Raw genomic sequence first — 23,681 nt, 5'->3', positions numbered from 1 at the left:
AGGTATTAAGATACCCAACTGGTGGTGAGGTTAAGCCGGCTGGCGAGGCTGTTAAGGTTACAGAAGCAATGTCTCAACTCTCATCACCTTCCTCATAATAAGTCCTGCTCAATCTCTCCATTAACTCCCTATACCTACTCTCCCTCCTCCAATTCTGGATCCACCTATACACAGTGGCATGCTGCCTACCGCGAATCAGCATCTCTATGGCTTCCCTAGCCACCTTAACATTCTCATATAGACCAAGTATTGCTATGTATTTATCGCCAATCGCTATATTCGTATCCGTTAATTCCTGAAGAACCCTCTTAGCCCTACCATCCTCACCAATTATCCTAGCCTTAATCCTACTAATGTGGTTGGACTTATCCTTATCGACATAGTCCCTCAAATCAATTATCTCAAGGGTATAATCATCACTCCTTAGGTTTTGGGCATCATTATAATCAAAGCCGTATGATATTGCCTCAATGATATTCTTAGCCTTCATCAACTGATCAAAGTTTGTATTACTACCTGGAATTATCGTAACCTCACCCTTATCATTATCAATAATTACCTTAACACCAAATTCCTCCTCAATTGCCTTTACCGAATCGCTGATCGCCTTCAACCTATTCTTCTCAACCACGAGCCTAAAGCCACCCTTCATGTAGTCACTTATCATGTTCCCATTTACATAACCTCTTCGGATTAAAAATCTTGCTTTCTCCGTGAATTTGTAAATTATTAATAATTATAATTATTACTATGGTAGGAAAATTTTAAATATAGTACCTAGTCAAAACTGAGTAGTATGAGTTTACCCAGTTTACCCAGTTCACTTCCAACGATAAACCTATGCAGTAAGGGTAGGGTGTTAGTTAGGGTCGATATGAATGTCCCAATAAATAGGGACTCCGGCGAAATACTTGATGAATATAGGATTGAGGCTCATTCAAGGACCATTAGGTACCTCGTCGATTCAGACCTACCAGTCGTTGTAATTACGCACCAGGGCAGGCCCGGAGACCCAGAATTTGTGTCCCTTGAAACACATGCTAAGGCACTTAGTAAGTACCTGGGCATGGACGTGCACTTTATAGATGATGTCATAGGGCCCAGGGCACGTGAGGAAATAAGTAAGTTAAGACCTGGTGAAGTATTGATGCTTGATAACCTTAGGTTTGTAAGTGAGGAAGTTATTGAGGGAGAGCCGCAAAAGCTCGCAAATACGTACTTAGTAAGGAGGTTAGCGCCATTATTTAATTACTTCATTCTTGATGCCTTCGCCACGGCACATAGATCGCAGCCTAGTATTGTGGGGGTTCCCGTACGTGTTGCCAAGTTGTATGGGACTTATTATGGAGAATGAGGTTAATGCACTAGGTAAGGTGCTTAACATGAGGGGGTGTATCTACAGTATTGATAGCAGGCGGTGCGAAGGTTCCCGAAACTGTGAAGACCATTAAGACACTATTAAGCAAGAACTTAGTTAACAAGGTATTGATTGGCGGCTTAGTTAGTCAATTATTCCTAGCCCTGAGATACGGTAATAATAAGTTACTTAGTAATGTTAAGGTTGATCAGAATGTAATGAATGATGCCATGGATATTATGAAATTATTCAGTGATAAAGTCGTACTCCCGATGGACGCCGTTCAAGCTGATGGTAAGGTGATTGAGCCAAGCAACGCGCAGTCAATGCTTGACATAGGACCTGCGACCATTGATTTATTTATTAATTACCTGGAAACAACCGATATTGCAATAATGACGGGGCCGCTTGGTTTAGTCGAAGTTGACCAGTTTGCGGTAGGTACGAAAGACGTTATGAAGGCTATGGTTGATAATGCCCAATTCACGGTAATTGGTGGTGGCCACACAATAATGTCGGCCAAGAGGTTTGGATTAATAAACAGGATAAGCCATGTATCCACTGGCGGTAGAGCATTTATCCAGTTCCTTGCAGATCCATACCTGCCCGGTATTAAGGCTCTTGAGCTATCGAAATCGAGGTTCTGGGTGTGAGCCATGGTTGTTAAAGTAGGCATAATGGGTTATGGGACAATTGGGAAGAGGTTGCCGATGCAGTAATGAGGATGGATGATATGGAGCTAGTTGGTGTGATTAAGCAAACGCCTGATTATGAGAGTGAGGTTGCCATAGGTAAGGGCATTAAGTTATATACCTATGAAGATAGGGTTAGTAAGTTCGAGAAGGCCGGGATTAAAGTCGCGGGGACTGTTAATGACCTTATTAAGAACGTTGATGTAATTATTGACGCAACGCCAGATGGCGTTGGCGCGGAGAATAGGGCTAAAATTTACGAGCCAGCTGGGTTAAGGGCCATATTCCAGGGTGGTGAGGAGGCCGAGGTGGCCGAGGTAAGTTTTAACGCGCTCGCCAATTACGATGTGGCTGTTGGCAAGAGGTTTGTTAGGGTAGTTAGTTGCAATACAACGGCTCTCTCAAGATTAATAAGCGCCTTCCTGATCCATGGCTATAGGGTAAGGAGAGTTAGGGCATACTTAGTGAGGAGGGGGGCCGATCCTAGGGAACACAAGAAGGGTCCGATCAATGATGTTGTTTTTAACCCTGCAACGGTGCCCAGTCATCATGGACCTGACGTGCAGACGGTAATACCGACCATAGATATAATAACTATGGCCGTTGCAGTACCCACGACAATGATGCACCTACACATGGTCAACATAGAGTTTGATGGTCAGGTAAGTAAGGGCGAGGTTATGAAGGTTCTCGAGGAGACACCTAGGATATTGTTGTTCAACTCGGCGTCAAGGAAGTTCGAATCCCTTGCGCAAATAATTGAGTGGGCTAGGGACATGGGTAGCTTAGGGGGGGTGATGTTATGGAGAATGCGGTAATTGAGGACTCAATAACTGTATTCCAGAACGAGCTTTTCCTAATGCAGGGTGTTCACCAGGAAAGTATTGTGGTTCCTGAGAACATAGATGCCGTGAGAGCCATGTTCAAGCTCTCCAGTAAGTGGGACTCAATTAAGAAGACAGATTTGATGCTTAATCTTGTAGCTACAGGTAAGAATTATAACCTAGCTTAATCACAGGTTCAAAATTTTTAAGTCTAGACAATCCCTGCACTTGTATGGACATAGACATACTGGGCCAATTATCAATGGAGATCGGCCCTTCAGGCTTTGAAGATAGAGTTAGGAGAGTTATTAGGGGGGTTTCATAAGTGATTATGTGGATGATATTATGATTGACAACATGGGGAACCTAATTGCCAGGTTGGTAATGGCCCATTTAAGGTCCTAATTAGTGCGCACATGGATGAGGTTGGCGTTATGGTTTCTCACATAGACCAAAGGGGGGGCTTTCTAAGAATAATACCTATCGGCGGTTTAGACCCATGGACTCTCCTTGATAAGGAGCTGGTGTTCATGGGGGGGAAGAACAGTGATATAGTCGGTGTTGTTGGTGTTGATCCACCGCATTTACGTAAGGAGAAGCCCCCATCAAGGTTTGAGGAGTTATACGTCGATGCAGGATTTAGCAGTAGAGATGAGGTTTTAAAGAGCGGTGTAATGCCGGGCACCCCAGGCACGTTTGTTGGTAATTTTAGGCAGAGGGGGGGTTCCGTGGCTATTGGTAAGGCCTTTGATAATAGGGTTGGCTGTACAGTTCTAATAGACACGCTTAGGGACATTAGGAATAAGGTTAGTGGTGACGTATCGCTGTACTTCTCATGGAATACCCAGGAGGAGGTTGGCCTCAGGGGGGGTATTAATGCGGTTGTTCACCAGGTTAATCCTCACATGGCGTTTATCGTGGAGACTACGGTTGCCGCTGACGTACCAACAAGTAGTGAGGATGTTTGGATAACAAGGATTGGCGGCGGTGCTGCGTTAAGGGCATATGATAGGTCTATGATTGCTAACCCTAGGTTATTATCGGCGGCCATCGAGCTCGCCGAGAGCAATAATGTTAAGTACCAAGTCCAGGTTAACCCGTATGGTGGTACAGACGCGGGGGGGATTGTGCATACCTACGGTACTGGCGTGCCATCATTGGTAATATCAACTCCTGCAAGGTACATACACTCACCAGCTTCATTAATTAACGTTGAGGATCTAAGGCAAGTTGAAAATTTACTGAGAACACTCTTATTAAATCTCGACTTAATTAGGAATAAAGCCTTGATTAGTGAGAAATGATGGAGACTAAGAGAGTAATGACATTGATAGGTAGGGAACAGGCAATCATTGGTAAGACTTTTAGGTTATATTCAATTCCAAATGAATGCAGACAATGCAAACTATTCAATATATGCGTGGCTAGCTCAAGCCAGGTAGGGTCTATAGAATTGTTGAGGTCAAGCATGTTGGCCTGCCACAACCTAACAAGTGCCTTTTAACGGGCGAGGACATGGTCCCAATAGTCGTTGAGGAACTTCCAATAGTAATTCCTATACCGGCTAAGTTATTTATTGAGGGTGTTGTGACTACATACACAAAATCATTAATTACATGTAATGATATCAGAAAGTACTTACCCAATGATAATATGCTTAAGGAGGGTACTAAGGTGAGAATTGTGAGGGGGATTCAACGAATTAAGTGCGATAATGAGAATTACGTACTGGCTGAAGTAATACCGCTTGATTAAAGTTGTTCCTCACTATGCAAGCATCGAGAATGCCTCAGGCGTGTATGCGAAGTCCTGCGGTAACTTACCAACACGCTTATAGTACTTAACCAGTCTATGTATCTTAGATTCAACAAGGTTTAAACCCCCTCCTCGCACTTAGGTCCTTTGGATGTTCCTCGAGGTGCTTCCTAATCTTCACGGCCCTTCTAATTAAGTTCATTAGATCCTCGGGTATTTGCGGAGCCAGTCCATGTTCCTGAAGAACCTCGGTAATGTTCTTACCAAGTATTGGCTTGACAAGTGGTATGCCGTATTGGTCCCTAAGTATTATGCCTATCATTGATGGTGAGAAACCTCTCTTGGCTAACTCAATGACTAACTGCTCAACCTCCTCCTGCGTATATGAAACCCATGAAGGCGTTACCTTAGACACAGGCCTTGTACTTCCGCTCCTACCATGCTTATGCTTACTACGGTGAGGCACGCCTAACGATATCTAGAGAAGTTTTAAAGCTTATTTGTTCGTGGGAATAATGAATGAATTATCTGACGGCATACCTAACCATCCTCCTTAACCTATTAACCATTGCCTGCACCCTACCCGTTAATTCGAGTCCCATGGCATCCCTATACCCATTAAGGAACTCCGTGAACAATAACTGGCTTTGATCCTTACGCAATGCCTCAAAAGATCTTAAGGCTACATTAAGATCAAGAGCCAACTTATATAGTATCCTAACATCTTGCGCAGTGGGCGTTCTACCAAGAACCTCAGACAAACCAAAATCTATTAGATATAGCCTATCCCCCCCAACAATTAATGCATTAGCCGGTGTGGGATCTCCATGTACTACACCGTTCCTGTGCAATATGCCTATGTAATTACCCATCGTTCTTACGTAGTTAATGATTACATCATTGGTTTTCTCATTATCCACCAATAACTTAACCAGGGGGGTATCCCATTTAGGTATTCCATCCTAATTCTCATGCTTACTAAGTCGACATCATAGATCCTGGGCACGGGTATGCCCAACTCCCTAGCCCTCAACATAGCCCTAGCCTCATTAATGGTTCTTGACCTACGGATATAATTATCAAACTCAATACCCCCTATAGCCCTTTGGAACCCTCTCCTTAACAAGTACCGTTAGTCCTAGCCAATCCTCTAGGTAAAGTACAGCCTCTGCCCCCAATGGCTATGGGTTTACGACTCACTAAATTTATGGTTATAATTTGGGTAAATATTTTTTACAATCTAACTACGCCTTAACCTCTTGCTGTTTAATTACCGATGCTCTAATAATCTCGGATATATCCAATATCTTAACCTTATCCTCAACACCCTTAATTCTTGCGGCATCAGTGAGCATGGCATTGCAGAATGGGCATAGCGTCACTATTGTTTGGGCATTCGTCTCCATCAACTGCTCAAGCCTTATGTGACTAATCCTCTTCTTCTCAGGCACATCATACCAATAATTAGCGCCACCGGCACCGCAACAGAAGGTTTGCGTGCCGTGGTACTTCGTCTCCCTCAACTCACCGAGTTTCATAACAATGTTTCTCTGAGGCTCAACAACACCGTTATGTCTGGCCAAGTAACATGGATCATGTATTGTAAAGACCACGTTATTTCTGCCCACCTTTATCCTGCCCTCACTAATTAATTGTTCCAGGAATTCTGAATGGTGTATTACCTTTACATTCTTCATCCATGGGTCTATCCTCGGATACTCATTCTTGAAGGTATTATAGCCGTGTGGGCAAATAGTTATTATACTTTTTACATTGTACTTCTTGAATAATTCAATGTTATTAAGTGCAAGTTCCTGGAACCTACTCTCCTCACCAAGCCTCCTTGCCGGGTCACCGCAGCAGGTTTCCTCATCACCAAGTACGGCTACCTTATCCAGGAGCCCTGCCTCCCTTAGAATTTCAACTAGGGACTTTATTATATCCCTCGCCCTATTATCAAAGCTACCCATGCAACCAACCCAGAGCAGATACTCAAAGTTCGGGTTTTCCTGGACAGTCTTGACACCTAACTCCTTTAGCCAATCATGCCTACCATAATTAGACATACCCATTGAATTATTGTACTGGGATAGGTTAAGTAATAGGCTTGACTTCTTTTGGTCCATCCTCATGTTAACCATTACTAAGTACCTCCTCATGTCGAGTATGTAATCGACATGCCTTATGTAGACAGGGCAGGTATTCATGCATGCACCGCATGTTGTGCATGCCCATAACTCATCATCTACGATAGAACCATCTATTAACTTGCTCTCATTACTATTGTAGAGTCCATGCTTTATCTTCGTTATTATCATCATGGGTGATAGGGGGTCTACCTGCAGCATATGCAGGACAAGCGTCCTGGCACCTAAAGCAGTTTGTACATGCTATCGCCTCTAACTTGCTCATTTTTGGTATTTCCTCTACATTCGAAAAGCCCACCTTTAGCTCCGTTGCTGATTCTGCCGTTAATTCCTTCAAGTCAAAGGGCTTGTTTAGTTCGCCCAGTGGTCTACCGTAATTAATTATGTAGTTGTAAAGTCCAAGTAATGAGTGGAAGATTGCCGTGAGTGGTATTATAGCTATTAATATGAAAGCCAGTGGGAAGTGCGTGTAGTAGATCACCATGTATAGGGTGCTTGATGAGCTAATTGGGGGGGATAGTATCAGGCGTTTGGCATGAACATCCAATAACGCCAGAGGCCCATTTGTACGAACCTGTAGCTCTCAATTACGGCGCCGCTCACGGCCAGATACATGAAGCCGGCTAGGAATAGTATGTTAGTGTAATACTCGTTCTTTGTATAAAGTTCCTTTCTACCTAAAACCCTATATATGCCCAGGGCAGAGCCTATGAAGAGAACCCACGCTGTAATATCCATAATTAGGCTATAGCTAGGAAGAAGTACCCGCAAAATACTTCCTTACCAGTTAATATGCCCAGGTATTGATTGGCAGCCACTATTAAAGTACCTATTAATGAAAGTAACAGCGCATATAGAATCATTAAGTGAGCCACTGCCCCCCCAATGCCCTCATACTTAGTAAATCGCCTGTGGGTCGCTATGTCCCAGAGAAACGGTATCCATGCTCTGTACCCTCTTAGTAGTACTAATATAAATTCCCAAAGCCCAACGCCATACCTGTTCAGCCTTACCTTAAGGAAATAGAAAAACAGTACAATCGATAACACCGCTAAGCTATATACGGAGGCCATAGATGGTATCTTAGGTAGACTAAAATATTCCGCGTAGCACACGTAGGATAAGTCCATCAGGTTGAACAGGTTATGATCTTTTAAAGTATTATTTTATTTTACTTTATATATTTTACTTTTCTAATTAATATTAATAATTATAAACTATCTCCTATTAATACTTAGTAATATAGTTATAAAAATGTAATAAAATAATTAATTATTAAAAATTGCTGTTCTTAAAATTTGATCTCCTTATTTCTTAAGTATTTCACGAAGCTTCTTTGTTAGTGCCGGAACGAACTTGTATAGGTCCTCTACAACGCCGTAATCGCAGTTCTTAAAGAATGGCGCATTGGGATCACTGTTTATTACTACGACGGTCTTTGACTCCATCATACCGGCAAGGTGTTGTGGTTGCCCACTAATGCCCACCGCCATGTATAGCTTTGGCCTGACCTTATGACCGCTCAGTCCAACCCAGTGGTCCTCACTGAGCCACTTAAGGTCTGCGGCTATCGGCCTTGAACAACCAATCTCAGCCCCAAGAACCTCAGCCAGCTCAAAGGCAAGCTTAAGATCCTCCTGCTTCTTGAAGCCCCTGCCCACCGAGACGATTAGTTCAGCATCCTCAATCCTAACCTTACCCTTGGGTTTTTCCTCCGTAGAGACAACCTTAATGCCCGTAATAGCCTTGGGCTGCAGGGACTCTGTGGTTACCGTGGTTACTTTTTCAACTGGCTTGAAACGTGCCGGTGGCGCCATTAGGAATACCCTGTCCGTTACCTTAACAGTTACCTGCGCCCTATTGCCCACACCATTTAGTGTAACCTCGAAAGTATTACCACCCTGCTTCAAGTCAAGTACATCAACAAGCACTGGTGCTGATGTTTTTTGAGCCGCTATTGGTATTGTGGTCTTAAAGTATTTATTCACAGGGGGGGTGATTATCACGGAGTAATTATTAGTGCTTATTAGGTTGACGAGAGTCTCCGCAAGTGATGCTTCATCGACCTGCGCCGATAATGTGTAGACTTTGGTTACACCATATTTACCCAGTTGCGTTGCATCGCCGCCTCCGAGCAATAGGTAATGTATTTCAGGGCTCTCAACCTTCTGCGCTAATCCTATTAAGCCGAGGTCACTGATTGAGCCTATTACAAGTACCTTGGTCATGTCCATCACCTCGGGGGGGTTATTATACCTTCCTGAATTAGGGCTTGGATTAATTTATCAACCTTCTCATCAACAGTTCCATCCTTAATTATTACACCCTTTCTCTTAACTTGAATGGGTACTATATTCGTAACTTCTACAGGCGACTTCATGGAAATCCCTAAGTCAGCAAGACCCAGCCTATTTATTGGCTTTTTCATGGCGGCCCTTATCTGTAGTAATGGTGGTATTCTCGGTACATTTATCTCCCTGGTAACGGTTACTAATACTGGTAATTGAGCCTCAACGGTCTGAATGGCATCCTCCAGGTCACGCTTAGCAGTAACCTTATTGCCCTCAACCCTCAATTCCCTAACAAAGGTAATAACAGGAATACCAAGCTCGGCGGCAACCCTGGGCCCCCCCACCTGACTCGTATAACCATCTATTGTTGCTTCACCAGCAATTATTAAGTCATAATTACCCAATTTCCTTATTGTGGCTGCAATGGCCTTGGCCGTCAATAATTGGTCACTATTTATCAGGGCATTATCGACGATTAGGTAAGCCTCATCAGCACCCATGGCCAGCACCTCCCTAAGTAAGCTCTCTGCCTCCTGCTGCCTTCTCGTTAATGGGCCATACTTAAGCGCCGTTATTACGCGGACCCTACCACCAGCCTTCTCCTTAATCCTGACGGCCTCCTCAACGGCGTTCCTATCAATGTCACTGATCTTGAGAGGTGTCGAATCGATGTCTACCTTCGTTTCACTAACCCTTAACTGCCCCGTGTCGAGAGCCAGCTTTACAAGGGCCAATATCTCCATTACGGGTAGGGTACAACATGAGTTTTTTAGCATTATCCATTATTTATGCTATATATTTGCCCAGGCGTGCGATTGCTCCGAAGTAATCCTTATAAGGTGCGTGCGCTATTTGCTAACGTATATTAATGAACGATGACGTAAGTAGAGAATTAATAGTACCACAGCAGGAATTCAATATACTAAAAGCACTAAAGGATAGCGCCTCACCTGTAAGAATTGATGATGTTGCATCTAAGCTAGGCACTGACGTGAACTCTCTCATGAGAAGTATAGCTGAGCTCGAGAACCTAGGTTTAGTCCGCGTTAATAAAACCGTAAAGAGGATACTTGAACTAACTGAGGAGGGTAAAAAGTACCTTGAGAATGGACTTCCCGAGGTCAGGCTGGCAAGGGTATTGATTAATTGTGGGTGTAAGCTACCATTAATGATGTATCCAATATTGCAAGGAGACATGGCATTTTGCTAACGCCCAGTGAGGTTAATTACGCAATATCGACATTAAGCAGGTTAGGTGCTATTAGGATTAATAAGGGCGTCATTGAGGCGGTATCTCAGGATAGGCTCACCAGCGTTATTAATAGGCAGGAACTACTTAATCAAATTAGGAATGGTATTTATAACGATGAGGTTCCTGAAGACGCTAAATCAATTATTCAGGAATTCCTTAGAAGAGGTATAGTTAAGGTAAGAGAGAGAAGTATAATTGAGTTGGTGATTACTGATGAGGCGCGTAATCTCATAGATAGGGGGGGCCTAATAAAGGCTGGGGGGGTTGTGGTTACGGCATTAACGCCCGAGTTAATAACTAGTGGTGCCTGGAGGAATGTCGTTATTAAGAGGTTCGACCTATCAATACCAACACCGCAGGCACCTATCGTGACTAAGCACTTCTTCTCCGAGTTTATTAAGTTCGTTAAGGAGGTCTTCATATCGCTGGGCTTTGAGGAGGTTTATGGACCACACGTAGAGCTTGAGCTGTGGAATTTCGATGCGTTATTCCAAGCGCAGGACCACCCTGCCAGGGAGATTCACGATACGTATTTCCTCAAGTACCCAAGCACGGGTAAAATACTCGATAATGAATTAGTGAGTAGGATTGCGCGTACCCACGAGGATGGCTGGATAACTGGGTCAAGAGGCTGGAACTATAAGTGGGACCCGAGTAGGGCTGTTAGGCTTGTGTTAAGGACCCAGACGACCTCCGTCTCTGTAAGGACGCTCTATAAACGCGGTGATGGTGAGTACAGGGCATTCACGATCGATAGGGTCTTTAGGCCTGAGGTCCTTGACCCAAAGCACTCCATGGAGTTTCACCAGGCTGATGGTATCGTCGTTGGTGAGAACCTAAGCTTTAAGCACCTACTTGGAGTGCTCGAGGCCTTGGCGAGGGGGATGGGGTTGAAGAGGGTCATGTTTAAGCCAGCCTACTTCCCATTCACAAGCCCATCTGCCGAGGGCTATGCATATCACGAGAAGCTTGGTTGGATTGAGTTTGTGGGTTCCGGCATGTTTAGGCCTGAGGTGGTGATGCCGCTCGGGCTTAGGAGGAGTAGGGTTTTAGCGTTTGGTATGGGTCTTGATAGGATTGCCATGATTCTCATGAACATCGAGGATATTAGGGACTTATTCTCTAAGGACATTAATGTAATAAGGGGGGGATACTGGACACACTACTCAAGATTCATTAATAACTTAAAGGTTAGTTAAGGTTATAAATATAGGGATTAGCAATGACTCGTGTCAAGAAGAGAAGAACGTATTATTAAACCAGCGCACTTATTACTGCCATTAACATCGCCAGTAATAGCGATACTTCTTATACTAGGTTTAATAAACATCGGCGAAACTCAAGTTCCTGCGGGGCCGCCATTTCAGTCTGTGAACACGTCAAGTGCTGGTTTGTATAATGTAACCATTATTATAGTAATAATGGTTATAGCAACATACGCAATATATAGGTTAATAAGGCGGGGGGGATTGATAAGGGCATTTGAGACTGTGAAGAATGTATTATTGGCTATCGTCATAATAAGCTCCGTATTGTTCTTCACGGCAACCTACGCCTATGGTTATAACGTAAATCCATTAATAGAACACCCACTATCGATATTAATAATAGCACTTACAATAAGTGCATTAATTATGTATGCAGCAATCAAGGCCGGGAACACCGTGGTTAGGGCTCTAGCAATAAGCGCTTATAGCTCCATGGCTGGTGTAATATTCACGATAGCCCTACCCACCTGGACACTGGTCATATTACTAATTGCATTGCCGCTATACGACATAGTAATGGTATATCGAGGATTACTCGGTAGGTTAGTAACTGAGCTCTCTAAGTATGGCGAGGGTAAGTACAATACTTAGGGGTTTAATCCTAGATATAGATGGTGTAGGCATTGGAGTTGGAGACCTTGTGCTATACGCAACTCTGGTCTCATTAACAATGCTTCAATACGTCATGCATAACTTCACATTCGCCCAGGGCGCACTGGCCTCATCAGCCTCATTAATTGGAATACTCATCGGCCTATTTATAACGTTTAAATACATATTACCAATTAAGAAGTACGCTCCAGCCCTACCAATACCAATACTGCTCGGCTCAATCCCGCTCATATACCTAGCAACAATAACTATTTAGTTATAACTGAACGAGATCAACCTTTCTAAGTATCTCACGGTCCCTCTGAGTAGGATACCTGCTAATTATTTTTATCCAGGGGGGGTTATCAACCATCTCCGTAAATGGAAACTCCATTGTTTATCCATAATAATACGGCAATAAATAGCAAGTGAACAAAAAGAACAGTATTATTTACTGCGTATCTATATAATAATTATAACAGTAAATATTACACTCAAAGAACAATCTTATTTAGAGTCTCATTGTGAGAAATACGTGCGTAAAGTCGGCATTATCGGTGTTGGCCAATCAGTCTTTGGTGTTAGGAATGATGTAACTATCCAGGAACTCGCCTGGGAGGCCGTTAAGGAAGCCCTTGAAGATGCCGGCTTAACCCAAAAGGACATTGAAATATCGATTGTTGGCAGTGCAGGGACCAGGACTTATGAGCTGTACCCGGCGGTTCCGGTCAATGAGTATAGTGGCTTTAGTGAGAAAGGCCCACTGAGAGTTGAGGCTGCCTGCGCCACCGGTAGTGCGGCGTTGGCCGTGGCCTATAACATGGTTGCCTCGGGCTTCGTAGACATAGCCCTAGCCATCGGTGTGGAGAAGATGAATGAGGTCGACACAGCAACATCACTGGCTGTTGGTGGTAGGGGGGGTGGTAATTACCTCTGGGAATACCACTTCTACGGCACTACATTCCCCCCCGCCTACTACGCCTTATACGCCACGGCCCACATGGCTAAGTTCGGAACCACCGAGGAACAATTAGCCCTTGTTAGAGTTAAGAACCAAAAGTACGCTGCGAGAAACCCAAAGGCTCAGTTTCAGTTTGAGGTGACCGTGGAGGACGTTCTTAAGTCAAGGCCTATTACATGGCCACTAAAGCTTTATGATTGCTCGGCAATAACCGACGGCGCGGCGGCCGCAATAGTGGCCAGTGAGGATGCTATTAGGAAATTGCACATTGATACGCCCGTTTGGATTGAGGCCATTGGTTATGCATCGGATACCTCAAACATAACCAGACGTGAGGACTACGTGAGCCTAAAGGCCACAAAGATAGCCGCCCAGATGGCTTATAAGAAGGCAGGTATTGAGCCTAAGGATGTAGAGGTCGCCGAGGTGCACGACTGCTTCACAATAGCCGAGATAATGGCCTATGAAGACCTGGGCTTCGTGGAGAAGGGTAGGGGGGGCGGTAAGTTCATTGAGGAGGGTCAGAGCGACATCGGTGGTAAGGTTGCCGTTAACCTAAGCGGTGGACTACTCGGGAAAGGCCATCCACTGGGGGGGCTACGGGCCTGGCGATGATTTATGAATTAGTTAAGCAATTGAGGGAGGAGAGGGAGCGTGGTAGGCAGGCGCCTTTGAAGAGGTACATTGCCCTTGCTCACAATATAGGCGGTACTGGCCATTACGGCTATGTGACAATACTGAGGAGGTGATGAGGAATGGCGGAGAAAAAGCCTAGCAGGAGGACTGTTAAGGTTGAGGGGGGGCCAACCATAGACTCAGTACCGATCACCTACAGGCATAAAATACCCATTGGCAGGACACTTAAGTACTGGGATGGCCTTAGGGAGGGCAGGATATACGCGACCAAGTGCAAGTCCTGCGGCGCCGTTTATTACCCACCACAGTCTGACTGCCCATACTGTGGATCGAGTGATATAGAGTGGATTGAGTTGCTAGGGAGGTATTCTCGAGACCTTTACTAGGGTTTACTCTAGGCCTCAGGGTTTTGAGGATTTTGAGCCGTACATAATAGCCATTGCTAGGGTTGGTGATGTTAGGGTAATGGGCTGGCTCATAAATGTTAAGGATGAGAGGTGCGTCAGGTTGGTGATGAGGTGGTGCTCGGTACCACTTACATAGAGAAACACAATAAGTATATAATAACGTTCCAATTAAAAAACAAGCAGTGTTAGTGGTTATCATTAAACACGGACTTGCTTAAAATCGTGTTAACGATCTGCTTAACCACGCAATCCTCATTTAGTATCTTAAAGTACGTGGATTTAGGACCCAAGGGTCCGGGGGCTATTATTGGCTCAACGCATCCATCCAGGTTATTAATCAGTGGCTGTTTTATATCAAGAACCCCCCCAAGCAGCTGCTTAATGCAGTTATCTAGATCATCGAGTCTCAGGACCTTTTGAGAGCCTATGGGCGCCATCGCCTTTCTAATGCACTCACTTATGGAGGCCGTGTACCTAATACTAACCTCCCCCCCATTCGTTATTTCCACTACGCCAAGATCTACAGCAAGCCCAATAATCGCCTTAAAGGCAACCTCATTGAGCCACGCCGTTGGTGATAATTCCCTCATTTTCTGATTTATTAGTCTATGAAGCTCAGTGACGCTCGTGGGTCCCTCCTCACTTATTAGATTTATCAATAATCGATAATGAGGCAACTCCCTATATAATATTAGGTGAAATAGCATTTTCGATAATGTCAAGTCCCTATTCAAAGCCCTATACAGCATGTTACCCGTGTCCGTCAACCTAATATTACAATCCCCCCCATAAACCTCAACCACCCCCCCAATCCTCTGAAAGAACCTCGTTATGTCGCCTCTTCCCTTACCAATGTCAAGTCCCCCCCTATCCTTTAATGTGGAGCAATCAATTCCGGGATTCTCACCAATTGAGAGTATGTAGTTTATGAGTTTCTCAAGGCTTATCCTCGGTATTGGTATGCTCCTCTGAATATTAAGCATTAATGATTAGTTATTATATATGATTTATTTGCAGTGAACCTGTAAAATAACGCTAATATCAGTATCAATACTAAGCCAAAATACTGCAGGGATATCGCTTAGTCGATATTAATTATTTTGCATTTGAATTATAGTCCTGAGGTGCTGGTGGCATGGATTTATTTACCTGTTATCCATAAATAATCGATACGACTATGACGTCAACATTTTAAATGTTAATTAAAAATCCTGCCAGTTTCAATACCTAAACAATGGCATCTGAGGAAACGTCAAAGTTGGAATTAAGTCTAAAATGCCCCCCCATATGTGCTTCTAATCTTCAGCTGATTGAAAATTCAACATACGTAATCCTTGGGTGTCCACATTGCAAAATATATACGAGAATGACAAAAAGGCACATTTACAGGAATTACATAGAGTATGAGGGTGACCGTATTCATTTGAAATGGGCTGAACTAATTAAGGAATTGTACGTAAGAATTAGTGGGAAAGCTCATCAAGAATCAAATGAATCTTAATCCTAGACCTCCTTAGGTACTCAAGGGCTATATCAAAAATTGAATTAATATCGCGTATCGGCTCATTTCTGTCTCTGATGTATGGTTGGTATAAATGAACATAAACGATAATACCCCTACCAGCCAAATTAATTATTTTATAGGCATCAAGATGAACCACAACGCTTTGGGTTAATGAACAATCATACTCGTGAAGTAATTCATAACAGTAAAGCCAAGTTTACTCAGCAACGTTATCTTATCCTGGGTGATGCATGGATATGCAATAAGCCTATTAATTCCCCCCCTCCGCAATAATAATTTTATTAGAGAAGGACGTCTAAGCAACTCATTAACCTGCCCAGGATCAATCATTAGCCCATACACATTACACCTAAGTTCCTTAATGTAATCCCAATCAGTCACTCTAATGATGCAATAATCACCGCAGCAATCAACCCCCCCTAATCTATAAATGCTAATTATTATGTCCTTATACTTATCAATCAATTCCTTAAATAAACTCATGCTAATCACCCGAGGTATACAATCAATGCGCGGAATTATTAAGGAGCCTTCATCCTCAAGCCCCGCTAATTCCTCCGTGCACCCATGATCATGTAATAGGCAGGTGAATGCCGACACCAATGCGTCAACCTCATGCTCATTACTTATTACGGGCCCCCTTAACCCTGAGGTAATGAACTTAACGAAGTCCTGCCTGCTCATCCCGAGTACCCTGAGCGTTGATGTTGGATGTACCTCAAGAACCCTAAATCCGTATTTCCTCAACTCACCAGCTATTTGTATTCCATAAATCGTTAACCACCTCATGGGGGGGCCCAGTAATGGTGGGATGAGCCTAAGTCCGAGTCTCCTAGCCTTCACCTCAACCAACCTATTAATGCCATTTTTAGGGAGGCCAAGTGGAGCGTCTATGCATATTAACGATAAGGGCCGCCGCAGTACTGAATTTATTATCTCCTCCTTAGTGGACAAGGTGCTTACGTAATAAGTATTATTATCGGTATTTATTAATCCAAAGCCAGTCCTCCTCCTATTAGGTAACGCGAGGTCAATCCCTGCGTATACTCCCTTTGTTATTGATGTCATAACTTATGTTCTCTTGATTACCTTTACATTAAGTTCATTAAGAACCTCGGTAACGAGCTTCCTGGTCTCACTATCAATCGCCTTCCAACTAACGTAAGCCTTAACCGGCCTATGGGTCATCATGTTCACGGCCTTAATGATCATTTCCCTAGTTATTGGCGTTATATACTTCGGTATTGCATGGCCAACATCCGCCTCACCACTGATTAACCTATTACCCATCGTCAGGTAATGTAGGTCACCTATTGATATTGCGGGTTCATAATTACTAATTAATTTACCCTCAAGGAATTCATTAACAACGTAATGAAGCAATTCCCAACCCCCCCCTACTTATCAACCACTCCCTCTCACTACTCCCCCCCCTGCTCCACGAAGGTCACGGGTATTGACTCTATCGTAGGGCCATGGTGCGTCGCCTCAACATAGCACTCGAAGCTCTCAAGGCCATAATCAGGCCTAACCCTACACAATTCCCTATAAAATGCCGTAATAGTGTGCGGGTTTGCCAGCGATACCATGTTCGGCCTCCCACCTAACTCAGCAGCGCCCCCCCAATTACCCGTAACGTGGGACGTGAACATGGGCCTTGGGTTCCTCATTTCATGACGACTAACGAAGATTAACTCCTTAGGTCTCTCCTGCATTTTTGAAACTACTTCCTCAAGGTCGTCCAAGTAAACAATATCCTTATTCAATGCGTAAAATGCGAGATTCCCCTTTAAGTCATAGATTTCATAATCGCCTAAGCTCATTCTATACCTAAGGTTACCATCTCTACTGAATAATTCAAAGACGCCTCTTGATACTGTATCTACCTTGCTGAATACGATGCCGTACATGCCCGATTCAACGATTAAACATCACTGCCACTTTTTAATATTCCCTAGCCTACTATCTCGTTAAGCTTGATCTCGCTCACAACAATGGGATGCTCGAGGTCGAATGCCGTTATTACGTCAGGTCTCACCTCCATCACAAAGCCAACATCCCTATTACCAACGTGTATACAGGCAGTCCTTTCGGGCAAGCCCGATACGTACTCACAAGGCTTAAGTGAGTAATTAATGCCGAGACTCGTTAATAATGACCTCAGCACGGAAAGGCCGTCGGTAAGCGTTATTTCAGGTCCACTAATTAAGTAACTAAGTACTAAGTCCTCCCTGACGCCTACCTCGCTCTCCTGGTTTGGCGACACGACATAACCAACCTCGAAAATCTTAAGAACGCCTTCAATCAAGGCCTTATTCCTAGCCGCAACCTCCATTAATTGGGGGGGCCATATGTGGTCCCTAAGAACCGTGTAAAGCTCGGACTTTGGATTCTCAACCTCAACAAGCTCCCTCTGATCCATGGTCTTCTTGGCCATGACGTCTTTACTACTCATAATGTAATTAAGAACCTCCTGGAAACCAAGGCCAATCATTAAATCCCTAATTAAATCAGTGAATATGCTCAACCATTTCTGGCACCTTTAACGGGTTGCGGCGGTAGCTCCCTTGGAATGTTCTCATAGCCATAGGCCACTGCAATGTCCTCGACAAGGTCCACTGGATGAAGCACGTTGAACCTATATGGAGCGACTTTGACAAGCAATTCCTCGCCGTAATCAACAACGTCGTGCCTTGACATTGATAAGTAATTAATAATATCGCCCTTGTTCAGATTAAGCCCTAAGTAATCATTGACGAAATTAACAGATAGCTTGAACTCAAGAGGATCCAACACAGGAGATGCCGTATTACCCCATGGCGCATTCACATTAACTACTTCAACGGTTCTCGAGGAACTCCTCTCAAGTAGGTTATAAACCAAAACAGCGAGTACTGACTTAGCGAGCTTTAAGTCCGTGGCAGTAACGTCTATTAACACGTTCCTAGTCCTCTCCGTAACCTTAAAATCCTCACTACCAAGTACGGGTATTATCACGAGTATCCTACCCTCGGAATCAATTAGTACTGGTGCCTTACCATCGTAAACAGCGTACTTACCGTATAACCTACCCTTCTCAGTACCCTCAATAACCTCAGAACCACTCATCTCCCTATCACTATCCAATGGCCTATACTTAATTGCATCAAGTCTCTCAAGCCTATACGTGAGCGGCTGCTTAATCTTATCAGCGTCATAAAACCCAATGGCCATCTTCCTCCTATCCCTGCCATAGGTTGCATGAAGCTTCTCCTGAAGCTGAATCATCTGCCTAATGGCCTCATCACTGAGCCTTAAATCACGTACAATACTCATCATTATGTACGGCCTATTAGGGACATCCTCAGCGATGAGCCTAAAGCCATTATTAACAATATTAAACTTAGGAAGCCCAACCTCAACCTTAAACAAACCCTTTAACGCCCTTGCAATGCCCTCCACAGAAAAAAGGTCAGGCCTATCATGGGTAACCTCAAACGTCACATCATCGCTGGAGACCCCCCCTCAACCTCACCCTTAAGCCTATTCAACGCCGCAATAAGCTCCTCATCACTGCTAAAGTACTTACCCAGTAAACCCTCCAGGTCACTTCGCTTAAACGTAATTACAGGCATGCATCACTAAGGAACAACAAAACCTATTAAGTATTTTTAAGCATGGTCTTATGAGTATGAGGATTGGGCACGTGATCATTGTACTGATCCTAGTCATGGCCGTGGTAATGGCGGTCTTACTGGTAATACCGACCATGCATAGGGCATCATACGTAACAATAGGCCTTGTTAAGGTTCCAACGAATGCGCCTAGGATAATCGTGAGTTCGGTATTTAACAATGGTTCTCAAATACCCATTAACTACACGTGTAATGGCCTAGATTACTCAATACCATTGTACATAAATGACGTACCAAGTAATGCCAAATCTCTCGTGATAATAATGGAGGATTTGAATGCGGCGAGCGGCGTCTTCATACACTGGGTCCTATATGACGTACCACCCAATATAACGGAATTGCCCCAGGGCATTCCGGCCCAGTACTACGTGCCTGGCATTGGTTACCAGGGCATTAATGATTTTGGTAAGGTTGGTTATGGCGGGCCATGCCCACCGCCCGGTCCTCCGCATGAGTACGTGATAATAGTCCTGGCCCTAAATAGGGAGTTACCGCCATTGAATGAGGGTGATATTGGCTTAATAAGGTCTATCAATGTGAGTGATATTGTTGGCTATGGAGTTTTAATTGGGTATTATGGTGGTTAACCAACCAATTGCTTAATATTTTCCAATTTCTTCTTCAATTCCTCATTTTCAGCCCTCAACCTCTTGTTCTCATTCGTTAGTTCACTTATCCTATTCTCAAGCTCCTTAACCCTATTTGCCAACTCATCCCTCTCCTTCCTTAACCTATCAACCTCCTCGGTACCGGCCCTGGCGCCTGTCGCAATACCAAGTTCCCTACACTTTTCGGCAACCCTATCGCTCCTAACCCAATAAATAACCTGCGTTGCCTCCCTATCCCACTTAATTTCCCCCAGTATTGATATTGAGTTCGAGCGTTGTTGATATCACGAATACATCACCCTCTCGAGCTTATACTTAGGCACTACCTCATCAAAGAACCACCTCTTCATGATTCAAAGACCTCATCAAGCGAATCCTTGAATCCCTGGGAGTTCCTAATATTATTGAATAACTCATTGGCCTTATCCTCAGGGAATTGCGACCTAAGGCTACCGCCAATGGCCCCCCCGAAGAGCAGCCTAAAGAAGTCGGGCCTGCCCTCCCTACCGTACTTGCCAAATAATCTTGCTGCCGAGGTTTTGCCCGTAACCCACCTAATCTTTAGGATATTGCCCTTAACGAGCTCGGCTGATACACCCCCCCCTCTCTCAATTTCCTCCTCACTACCAACCTCCTCCCTTCTCTCTTCACTACTCATATATTAAGTAAATAATTAATTTCTAATAAAAACCTTACACCACATACTCATTGGTAATATATTTAATTTTACCATAAATATATGATTTACGGAGTATTCCTACCAATTAACTTTTTAAACAATTGTTTAAAGGGATTGGTTAAAATGCGTGCAGGTAGGAGACTCACTAAGGTTGATGAGCAGTTGGAGGCCGTGGAATTAATAAATTCAGCTAAGTCAATATATAATTTGTCATATAGAGAATTATCGCAGATACTGGAAATACCTGAAAGCCTGCTCTGTAGGTATGCAAATGGTGATTTACTGCCTTCATTAGACACAGTAAACATAATTAAGGAGAGATTAAAGTCAATGCTTGACCTAACGGAGGTTCTGAGAAGGAATGTTATTGTTAAGGATGGGTTTATTGACCTAAACAACGTATTATTCAACCCATACATACTCAAACTTTATCAAAGGAGGATTAAGGAAATGTTCTCTAACCTACCAATTAACAAGGTACTAACAGCAGCTACTGATGGAATACCCCCCCTCTCGGTGATGGCATCATACGCCTTAAACGCTAGGTTAGCCATTGCCAAGCAGTACAAGGATATTGCTTCGGAGGACTTCTACGAGGTTAGTTACATAGTTGACTCACCGCCACGTAGAGTGTCCCTGTATTTACCAAGGCACCTACTTGAGAGAAACGACGAGGTTTTGATTGTTGACGATATTGTAAGGACAGGCAGAACATTGAATGCATTAATTGAACTAATAAACATTGCAGGAGCTAGGTTAACGGGCGTTTCAGTATTAATTTCAATGAGTAAGTCATGGATTGAGAAATTAAGGGATAGAAATGTACGTATTGATGTAATTCTCGACTTAAGTAATTTTAAGGAGTTGAAATTAGGATAAGTTATTAAATTACAATGATATAGCCAACGCAATGATAATTAATTACGAAACAGCGATCGTAATAATATACCTCATAGTGACAATAACCTCATTCTACCCAATAATATATCAACTAATAACTATTAGGAGTGATGAAGCAAATCATGAGAGAGAAGTAACTCATAATCATGAAAAAACAAGAGTAATATATTCCTGGTAATTCCCGTTAAGTCTGAGCCCCCCCTAGATCTAGTGGAAGCCTCAATGAAGAGACTGGCATCCTTAAAAACAAGGTTGAACGTTATTTATATTCTTGATAATTATGATAACGAGACCATAAACATCATAAGGGCTTTAGGTAATAAGTACGGCCTTAAGGTAATTCATAGGGAAAAGCCGAGTGGATATAAAGGTGGTGCATTGAACCATGTAATTAAAAGAATAGAAATGAACAATAATGACTACATGCTAGTACTCGATGTTGATTCAGTATTAAGTCAGGAGACCATCAATGAATTAACCAAATACGTTGATTCGACGAACGCCGTGGTTCCTCATTGGGTTGCTAGTAATAGGGATGATTCATCATTAGCGCGTGGACAATGGATTGGTTACTTACTTTTCTTTAAGGTTCTAAAGGCGCTTAATAGCTTAATTGGTTGGGTGCCAATACTCGGCAGTGGATCCCTAGTTAGTGTTGGCGCATTAAAAAGTGTTGGTTATTGGCCTGAGGATGTTCTTGAGGATGTGGAACTCGGTGTGAGGTTCTTCATTAATGATTTGAAGGTCACATATGTCGATGACGCGATTGTTAATGTGGAAGTCCCCCCCGTTAATTATACCGGGTTCCTCAGGCAACAACTAAGGTGGAGCTTCGGTGTCGGTAGGGTTATTAGGAAGTATTTCTTGAGGATTTTACGTAGAAAACACGGCATCGCAGTACTACTCTACCTCGGGCAGTACTTCGCCTATGTTCTTCAATTAGTGTCAATACTGATGCTCGTGGCAATGAGTATTACTGGCTTAAGTATACCACTGTGGGCCTTTGCCATATTATTAATGATCATAGCACCAACGCTTTCATTGTATCTATATTCCTTAATAATGCTTGATAAAGAGTATGGTGGTGACCCTCGCAGAGATGTATTTGCAATAAATAGTGTGAACCTAGCCTTTATAATGGCGTTACCCAGGATAGCCATTGCAAACCTAATGGGATTATTGGGCATTGGTAAGATTGAGTGGATACCGACGCCCAAGGGCTCCCGTAAATGGGTCATGGAAAGTCTCAATTTATTTCCAGAGTACTTAATGACAGCTATTATAATCACAGCATTCATCTTTACTGTAATACATGTAATGATATTGAATATGCTGATAATACTGCCGTACCTCGCAGGATACGTAAGGGGACTTTGGAGGATAATTGATGGCACACTATGATACTATAAATAACTAAGTATGTCTCCACCTCCCTTATCCTCATCAAGAATTGCCCTTACCTTTCTCAAATCATCCTCAATAATGCTCCTAAGCCTCGGATTGTATAGGGCGGCGGCTGGGTGGTATGTTGGGAGGACCTTGACATTGACATCACCAAGCCTAACATTAAACACCTTACCCCCCCTAATGCTACTTATGCTGGACACAGACTTCTCTGGGTAACCAGCCATTGTGAGGACCTCCCTGGCGCTATGCCTACCAAGGCATACAATTACCCGTGGCTTAATCATGAGTATTTGAGTCACTAGATATGGCTTACACGCCTCAATCTCGTCAGGCTCGGGATCCCTATTATTAGGTGGTCTGCACTTAACGACATTGGTTATATAAACATCCCCCTCCTAATGCCTACGTTATTTAATAATTTAGTCAGCAATTGCCCGGCGGCACCAACAAATGGCCTGCCCTCCTCATCCTCCTTCTCACCAGGTGCCTCACCAATAATCATTATCTTAGCATCCAAAGGGCCCTCTCCTGGAACCACCCTCCTCCTTGTTGTATATAACTTGCACTTGGTGCAACTCATCATTAACTGTACTAATTCATCATAACTTGATACATTTACCTTAAGCTTAATAAAGTCCATGCAAACCCCCTTTAAGGTTAGGAAATAAAAATTGTTTTAATTATTTTAAAGGTTATCAATGGCCATG

26 protein-coding genes and 6 pseudogenes are annotated in these 23,681 nt (G+C 43.5%); 14 read left to right on the top strand and 18 right to left on the bottom strand.

Translation table 11 applies throughout. From position 1 onward, the window contains the following. Positions 1 to 73: 73 nt before the first annotated feature. On the bottom strand, positions 74 to 667 hold the full coding sequence (locus JCM11216_RS10945) for a KH domain-containing protein (RefSeq protein ID WP_054854218.1): 594 nt from the start codon (positions 665 to 667) through the stop codon (positions 74 to 76). Between the two features lie 207 nt (positions 668 to 874). Here JCM11216_RS10945 and pgk point away from each other — a divergent pair. From pgk to JCM11216_RS10925, 4 genes and pseudogenes are all read left to right on the top strand, one after another. Next, positions 875 to 2,010 (top strand): annotated as a pseudogene (pgk, locus tag JCM11216_RS10940) (phosphoglycerate kinase). A 3-nt stretch (positions 2,011 to 2,013) separates the two neighbouring features. Then, a pseudogene (locus JCM11216_RS10935) lies at positions 2,014 to 3,061 on the top strand (type II glyceraldehyde-3-phosphate dehydrogenase). Positions 3,062 to 3,289: 228 nt separating this feature from the next. Beyond that, on the top strand, positions 3,290 to 4,177 hold the full coding sequence (locus tag JCM11216_RS10930; RefSeq protein ID WP_243676105.1) for a M42 family peptidase: 888 nt from the start codon (positions 3,290 to 3,292) through the stop codon (positions 4,175 to 4,177). A gap of 17 nt (positions 4,178 to 4,194) precedes the next feature. Next, positions 4,195 to 4,628, top strand: a pseudogene (locus JCM11216_RS10925) (UPF0179 family protein). 109 nt (positions 4,629 to 4,737) lie between these two features. On the opposite strand, the gene JCM11216_RS10920 reads toward JCM11216_RS10925, so the two are convergent. The 9 genes from JCM11216_RS10920 to JCM11216_RS10900 all read right to left on the bottom strand — a co-directional run bounded on the left by JCM11216_RS10920 (position 4,738) and on the right by JCM11216_RS10900 (position 9,809). Continuing rightward, positions 4,738 to 5,094, bottom strand: a complete 357-nt coding sequence (locus JCM11216_RS10920) for a 30S ribosomal protein S15 (RefSeq protein ID WP_243676104.1) — start codon at positions 5,092 to 5,094, stop codon at positions 4,738 to 4,740. A gap of 58 nt (positions 5,095 to 5,152) precedes the next feature. Further along, positions 5,153 to 5,548 (bottom strand): Kae1-associated serine/threonine protein kinase, encoded by a 396-nt coding sequence (locus tag JCM11216_RS10915; protein ID WP_054854216.1) that lies wholly within the window; start codon positions 5,546 to 5,548, stop codon positions 5,153 to 5,155. Further along, positions 5,521 to 5,754, bottom strand: a complete 234-nt coding sequence (locus tag JCM11216_RS19225) for a hypothetical protein (RefSeq protein WP_243676103.1) — start codon at positions 5,752 to 5,754, stop codon at positions 5,521 to 5,523. The genes JCM11216_RS10915 and JCM11216_RS19225 overlap by 28 nt, the downstream gene beginning before the upstream one ends. A gap of 118 nt (positions 5,755 to 5,872) precedes the next feature. Beyond that, positions 5,873 to 6,976 (bottom strand): (Fe-S)-binding protein, encoded by a 1,104-nt coding sequence (locus JCM11216_RS19220; RefSeq protein ID WP_243676102.1) that lies wholly within the window; start codon positions 6,974 to 6,976, stop codon positions 5,873 to 5,875. Next, positions 6,909 to 7,322 carry a hypothetical protein gene (locus JCM11216_RS19215; protein ID WP_243676101.1) on the bottom strand — a complete coding sequence of 138 codons (414 nt, stop codon included), beginning with the start codon at positions 7,320 to 7,322 and terminating at the stop codon, positions 6,909 to 6,911. The genes JCM11216_RS19220 and JCM11216_RS19215 overlap by 68 nt, the downstream gene beginning before the upstream one ends. After that, on the bottom strand, positions 7,298 to 7,513 hold the full coding sequence (locus tag JCM11216_RS19210) for a hypothetical protein (RefSeq protein ID WP_243676100.1): 216 nt from the start codon (positions 7,511 to 7,513) through the stop codon (positions 7,298 to 7,300). Before JCM11216_RS19210 ends, JCM11216_RS19215 begins: the two co-directional genes overlap by 25 nt. Positions 7,514 to 7,515: 2 nt before the next feature. Continuing rightward, on the bottom strand, positions 7,516 to 7,905 hold the full coding sequence (locus JCM11216_RS19205; protein ID WP_243676099.1) for a hypothetical protein: 390 nt from the start codon (positions 7,903 to 7,905) through the stop codon (positions 7,516 to 7,518). Between the two features lie 177 nt (positions 7,906 to 8,082). After that, positions 8,083 to 9,003, bottom strand: coding sequence for an electron transfer flavoprotein subunit alpha/FixB family protein (locus tag JCM11216_RS10905; RefSeq protein ID WP_243676098.1), 921 nt, complete (start codon positions 9,001 to 9,003; stop codon positions 8,083 to 8,085). A gap of 5 nt (positions 9,004 to 9,008) precedes the next feature. Next, positions 9,009 to 9,809, bottom strand: coding sequence for an electron transfer flavoprotein subunit beta/FixA family protein (locus tag JCM11216_RS10900; protein ID WP_054854214.1), 801 nt, complete (start codon positions 9,807 to 9,809; stop codon positions 9,009 to 9,011). A gap of 125 nt (positions 9,810 to 9,934) precedes the next feature. Here JCM11216_RS10900 and JCM11216_RS19200 point away from each other — a divergent pair, with 125 nt between their 5' ends. The 7 genes and pseudogenes from JCM11216_RS19200 (at position 9,935) to JCM11216_RS19185 (ending at position 14,317) form a co-directional block, all read left to right on the top strand. Then, complete coding sequence (locus JCM11216_RS19200; RefSeq protein ID WP_243676097.1) at positions 9,935 to 10,276, top strand: hypothetical protein; 342 nt, start codon at positions 9,935 to 9,937, stop codon at positions 10,274 to 10,276. Beyond that, a complete protein-coding gene (locus tag JCM11216_RS10895) occupies positions 10,270 to 11,517 on the top strand; it encodes a phenylalanine--tRNA ligase subunit alpha (RefSeq protein ID WP_243676096.1) in 1,248 nt (415 codons plus the stop codon). The genes JCM11216_RS19200 and JCM11216_RS10895 overlap by 7 nt, the downstream gene beginning before the upstream one ends. A gap of 30 nt (positions 11,518 to 11,547) precedes the next feature. Continuing rightward, positions 11,548 to 12,177 (top strand): hypothetical protein, encoded by a 630-nt coding sequence (locus JCM11216_RS10890; protein WP_243676095.1) that lies wholly within the window; start codon positions 11,548 to 11,550, stop codon positions 12,175 to 12,177. Beyond that, the gene (locus JCM11216_RS19195) at positions 12,152 to 12,454 is read left to right on the top strand and encodes a hypothetical protein (RefSeq protein ID WP_243676094.1); all 303 of its coding nucleotides are present in this window, start codon (positions 12,152 to 12,154) and stop codon (positions 12,452 to 12,454) included. Before JCM11216_RS10890 ends, JCM11216_RS19195 begins: the two co-directional genes overlap by 26 nt. Before the next feature lie 258 nt (positions 12,455 to 12,712). Further along, positions 12,713 to 13,887 (top strand): annotated as a pseudogene (locus JCM11216_RS10885) (thiolase domain-containing protein). 6 nt (positions 13,888 to 13,893) lie between these two features. Then, a complete protein-coding gene (locus JCM11216_RS19190; protein ID WP_243676093.1) occupies positions 13,894 to 14,160 on the top strand; it encodes a zinc ribbon domain-containing protein in 267 nt (88 codons plus the stop codon). Next, a complete protein-coding gene (locus tag JCM11216_RS19185) occupies positions 14,141 to 14,317 on the top strand; it encodes an OB-fold domain-containing protein (RefSeq protein ID WP_243676120.1) in 177 nt (58 codons plus the stop codon). Before JCM11216_RS19190 ends, JCM11216_RS19185 begins: the two co-directional genes overlap by 20 nt. A 49-nt stretch (positions 14,318 to 14,366) precedes the next feature. Here JCM11216_RS19185 and JCM11216_RS10875 read toward each other — a convergent pair whose 3' ends face one another. The 6 genes and pseudogenes from JCM11216_RS10875 to JCM11216_RS19165 form a co-directional block, all read right to left on the bottom strand. After that, on the bottom strand, positions 14,367 to 15,164 hold the full coding sequence (locus tag JCM11216_RS10875) for a hypothetical protein (RefSeq protein ID WP_054854213.1): 798 nt from the start codon (positions 15,162 to 15,164) through the stop codon (positions 14,367 to 14,369). A gap of 480 nt (positions 15,165 to 15,644) precedes the next feature. Then, positions 15,645 to 15,809: a hypothetical protein gene (locus JCM11216_RS19180; RefSeq protein ID WP_243676092.1), complete on the bottom strand. Its 165-nt coding sequence runs from the start codon at positions 15,807 to 15,809 to the stop codon at positions 15,645 to 15,647. Between the two features lie 44 nt (positions 15,810 to 15,853). Further along, positions 15,854 to 16,774, bottom strand: a complete 921-nt coding sequence (locus tag JCM11216_RS19175; RefSeq protein ID WP_243676091.1) for a hypothetical protein — start codon at positions 16,772 to 16,774, stop codon at positions 15,854 to 15,856. Positions 16,775 to 16,777: 3 nt separating this feature from the next. After that, positions 16,778 to 17,358, bottom strand: a pseudogene (locus JCM11216_RS10860) (D-aminoacyl-tRNA deacylase). 302 nt (positions 17,359 to 17,660) lie between these two features. After that, the gene (locus JCM11216_RS19170) at positions 17,661 to 18,233 is read right to left on the bottom strand and encodes a hypothetical protein (protein WP_243676090.1); all 573 of its coding nucleotides are present in this window, start codon (positions 18,231 to 18,233) and stop codon (positions 17,661 to 17,663) included. Continuing rightward, entirely contained in the window at positions 18,230 to 19,189 is a 960-nt protein-coding gene (locus tag JCM11216_RS19165) for a phenylalanine--tRNA ligase beta subunit-related protein (RefSeq protein ID WP_243676089.1), read from the bottom strand. Before JCM11216_RS19165 ends, JCM11216_RS19170 begins: the two co-directional genes overlap by 4 nt. 187 nt (positions 19,190 to 19,376) lie before the next feature. On the opposite strand from JCM11216_RS19165, the gene JCM11216_RS10850 reads away from it, so the two are divergent. Continuing rightward, positions 19,377 to 19,967 (top strand): YbhB/YbcL family Raf kinase inhibitor-like protein, encoded by a 591-nt coding sequence (locus tag JCM11216_RS10850; protein WP_054854212.1) that lies wholly within the window; start codon positions 19,377 to 19,379, stop codon positions 19,965 to 19,967. Between the two features lie 367 nt (positions 19,968 to 20,334). Here the strand turns inward: JCM11216_RS10850 and JCM11216_RS19160 are convergent, their stop codons facing one another. Further along, positions 20,335 to 20,646, bottom strand: coding sequence for a hypothetical protein (locus JCM11216_RS19160; protein WP_243676088.1), 312 nt, complete (start codon positions 20,644 to 20,646; stop codon positions 20,335 to 20,337). Between the two features lie 144 nt (positions 20,647 to 20,790). Between JCM11216_RS19160 and JCM11216_RS10840 the strand changes: the two genes are divergently transcribed. Together JCM11216_RS10840 and JCM11216_RS10835 are read left to right on the top strand one after the other, a co-directional pair. After that, positions 20,791 to 21,546: a phosphoribosyltransferase family protein gene (locus JCM11216_RS10840; protein WP_054854233.1), complete on the top strand. Its 756-nt coding sequence runs from the start codon at positions 20,791 to 20,793 to the stop codon at positions 21,544 to 21,546. A 231-nt stretch (positions 21,547 to 21,777) separates the two neighbouring features. Next, a complete protein-coding gene (locus JCM11216_RS10835) occupies positions 21,778 to 22,968 on the top strand; it encodes a glycosyltransferase family 2 protein (protein WP_243676087.1) in 1,191 nt (396 codons plus the stop codon). Between the two features lie 2 nt (positions 22,969 to 22,970). Here JCM11216_RS10835 and JCM11216_RS10830 read toward each other — a convergent pair. After that, positions 22,971 to 23,614: pseudogene (locus JCM11216_RS10830) on the bottom strand (uracil-DNA glycosylase). Positions 23,615 to 23,681: the final 67 nt, after the last annotated feature.

Source organism: Vulcanisaeta distributa JCM 11216 (genome assembly GCF_001315985.1).
Classification (GTDB): Archaea; Thermoproteota; Thermoprotei; order Thermoproteales; family Thermocladiaceae; genus Vulcanisaeta; species Vulcanisaeta distributa_E.
The sequence above is the reverse complement of the archived record's forward strand: the minus strand, read 5'-3'. Positions and strand labels throughout refer to the sequence as shown.

Excerpts from the sequence above, each read along its gene's own strand:
- JCM11216_RS10945 (WP_054854218.1), bottom strand. The coding sequence starts at position 667 with ATGATAAGTGACTACATGAAGGGTGGCTTTAGGCTCGTGGTTGAGAAG.
- JCM11216_RS10930 (WP_243676105.1), top strand. The coding sequence starts at position 3,290 with ATGGATGAGGTTGGCGTTATGGTTTCTCACATAGACCAAAGGGGGGGC.
- JCM11216_RS19220 (WP_243676102.1), bottom strand. The coding sequence starts at position 6,976 with ATGCTGCAGGTAGACCCCCTATCACCCATGATGATAATAACGAAGATA.
- JCM11216_RS19210 (WP_243676100.1), bottom strand. The coding sequence starts at position 7,513 with ATGGATATTACAGCGTGGGTTCTCTTCATAGGCTCTGCCCTGGGCATA.
- JCM11216_RS19205 (WP_243676099.1), bottom strand. The coding sequence starts at position 7,905 with ATGGACTTATCCTACGTGTGCTACGCGGAATATTTTAGTCTACCTAAG.
- JCM11216_RS10905 (WP_243676098.1), bottom strand. The coding sequence starts at position 9,003 with ATGACCAAGGTACTTGTAATAGGCTCAATCAGTGACCTCGGCTTAATA.
- JCM11216_RS10900 (WP_054854214.1), bottom strand. The coding sequence starts at position 9,809 with ATGGAGATATTGGCCCTTGTAAAGCTGGCTCTCGACACGGGGCAGTTA.
- JCM11216_RS19200 (WP_243676097.1), top strand. The coding sequence starts at position 9,935 with ATGAACGATGACGTAAGTAGAGAATTAATAGTACCACAGCAGGAATTC.
- JCM11216_RS19195 (WP_243676094.1), top strand. The coding sequence starts at position 12,152 with ATGGCGAGGGTAAGTACAATACTTAGGGGTTTAATCCTAGATATAGAT.
- JCM11216_RS19190 (WP_243676093.1), top strand. The coding sequence starts at position 13,894 with ATGGCGGAGAAAAAGCCTAGCAGGAGGACTGTTAAGGTTGAGGGGGGG.
- JCM11216_RS10875 (WP_054854213.1), bottom strand. The coding sequence starts at position 15,164 with ATGCTTAATATTCAGAGGAGCATACCAATACCGAGGATAAGCCTTGAG.
- JCM11216_RS19175 (WP_243676091.1), bottom strand. The coding sequence starts at position 16,774 with ATGACATCAATAACAAAGGGAGTATACGCAGGGATTGACCTCGCGTTA.
- JCM11216_RS10850 (WP_054854212.1), top strand. The coding sequence starts at position 19,377 with ATGAGGATTGGGCACGTGATCATTGTACTGATCCTAGTCATGGCCGTG.
- JCM11216_RS19160 (WP_243676088.1), bottom strand. The coding sequence starts at position 20,646 with ATGAGTAGTGAAGAGAGAAGGGAGGAGGTTGGTAGTGAGGAGGAAATT.
- JCM11216_RS10840 (WP_054854233.1), top strand. The coding sequence starts at position 20,791 with ATGCGTGCAGGTAGGAGACTCACTAAGGTTGATGAGCAGTTGGAGGCC.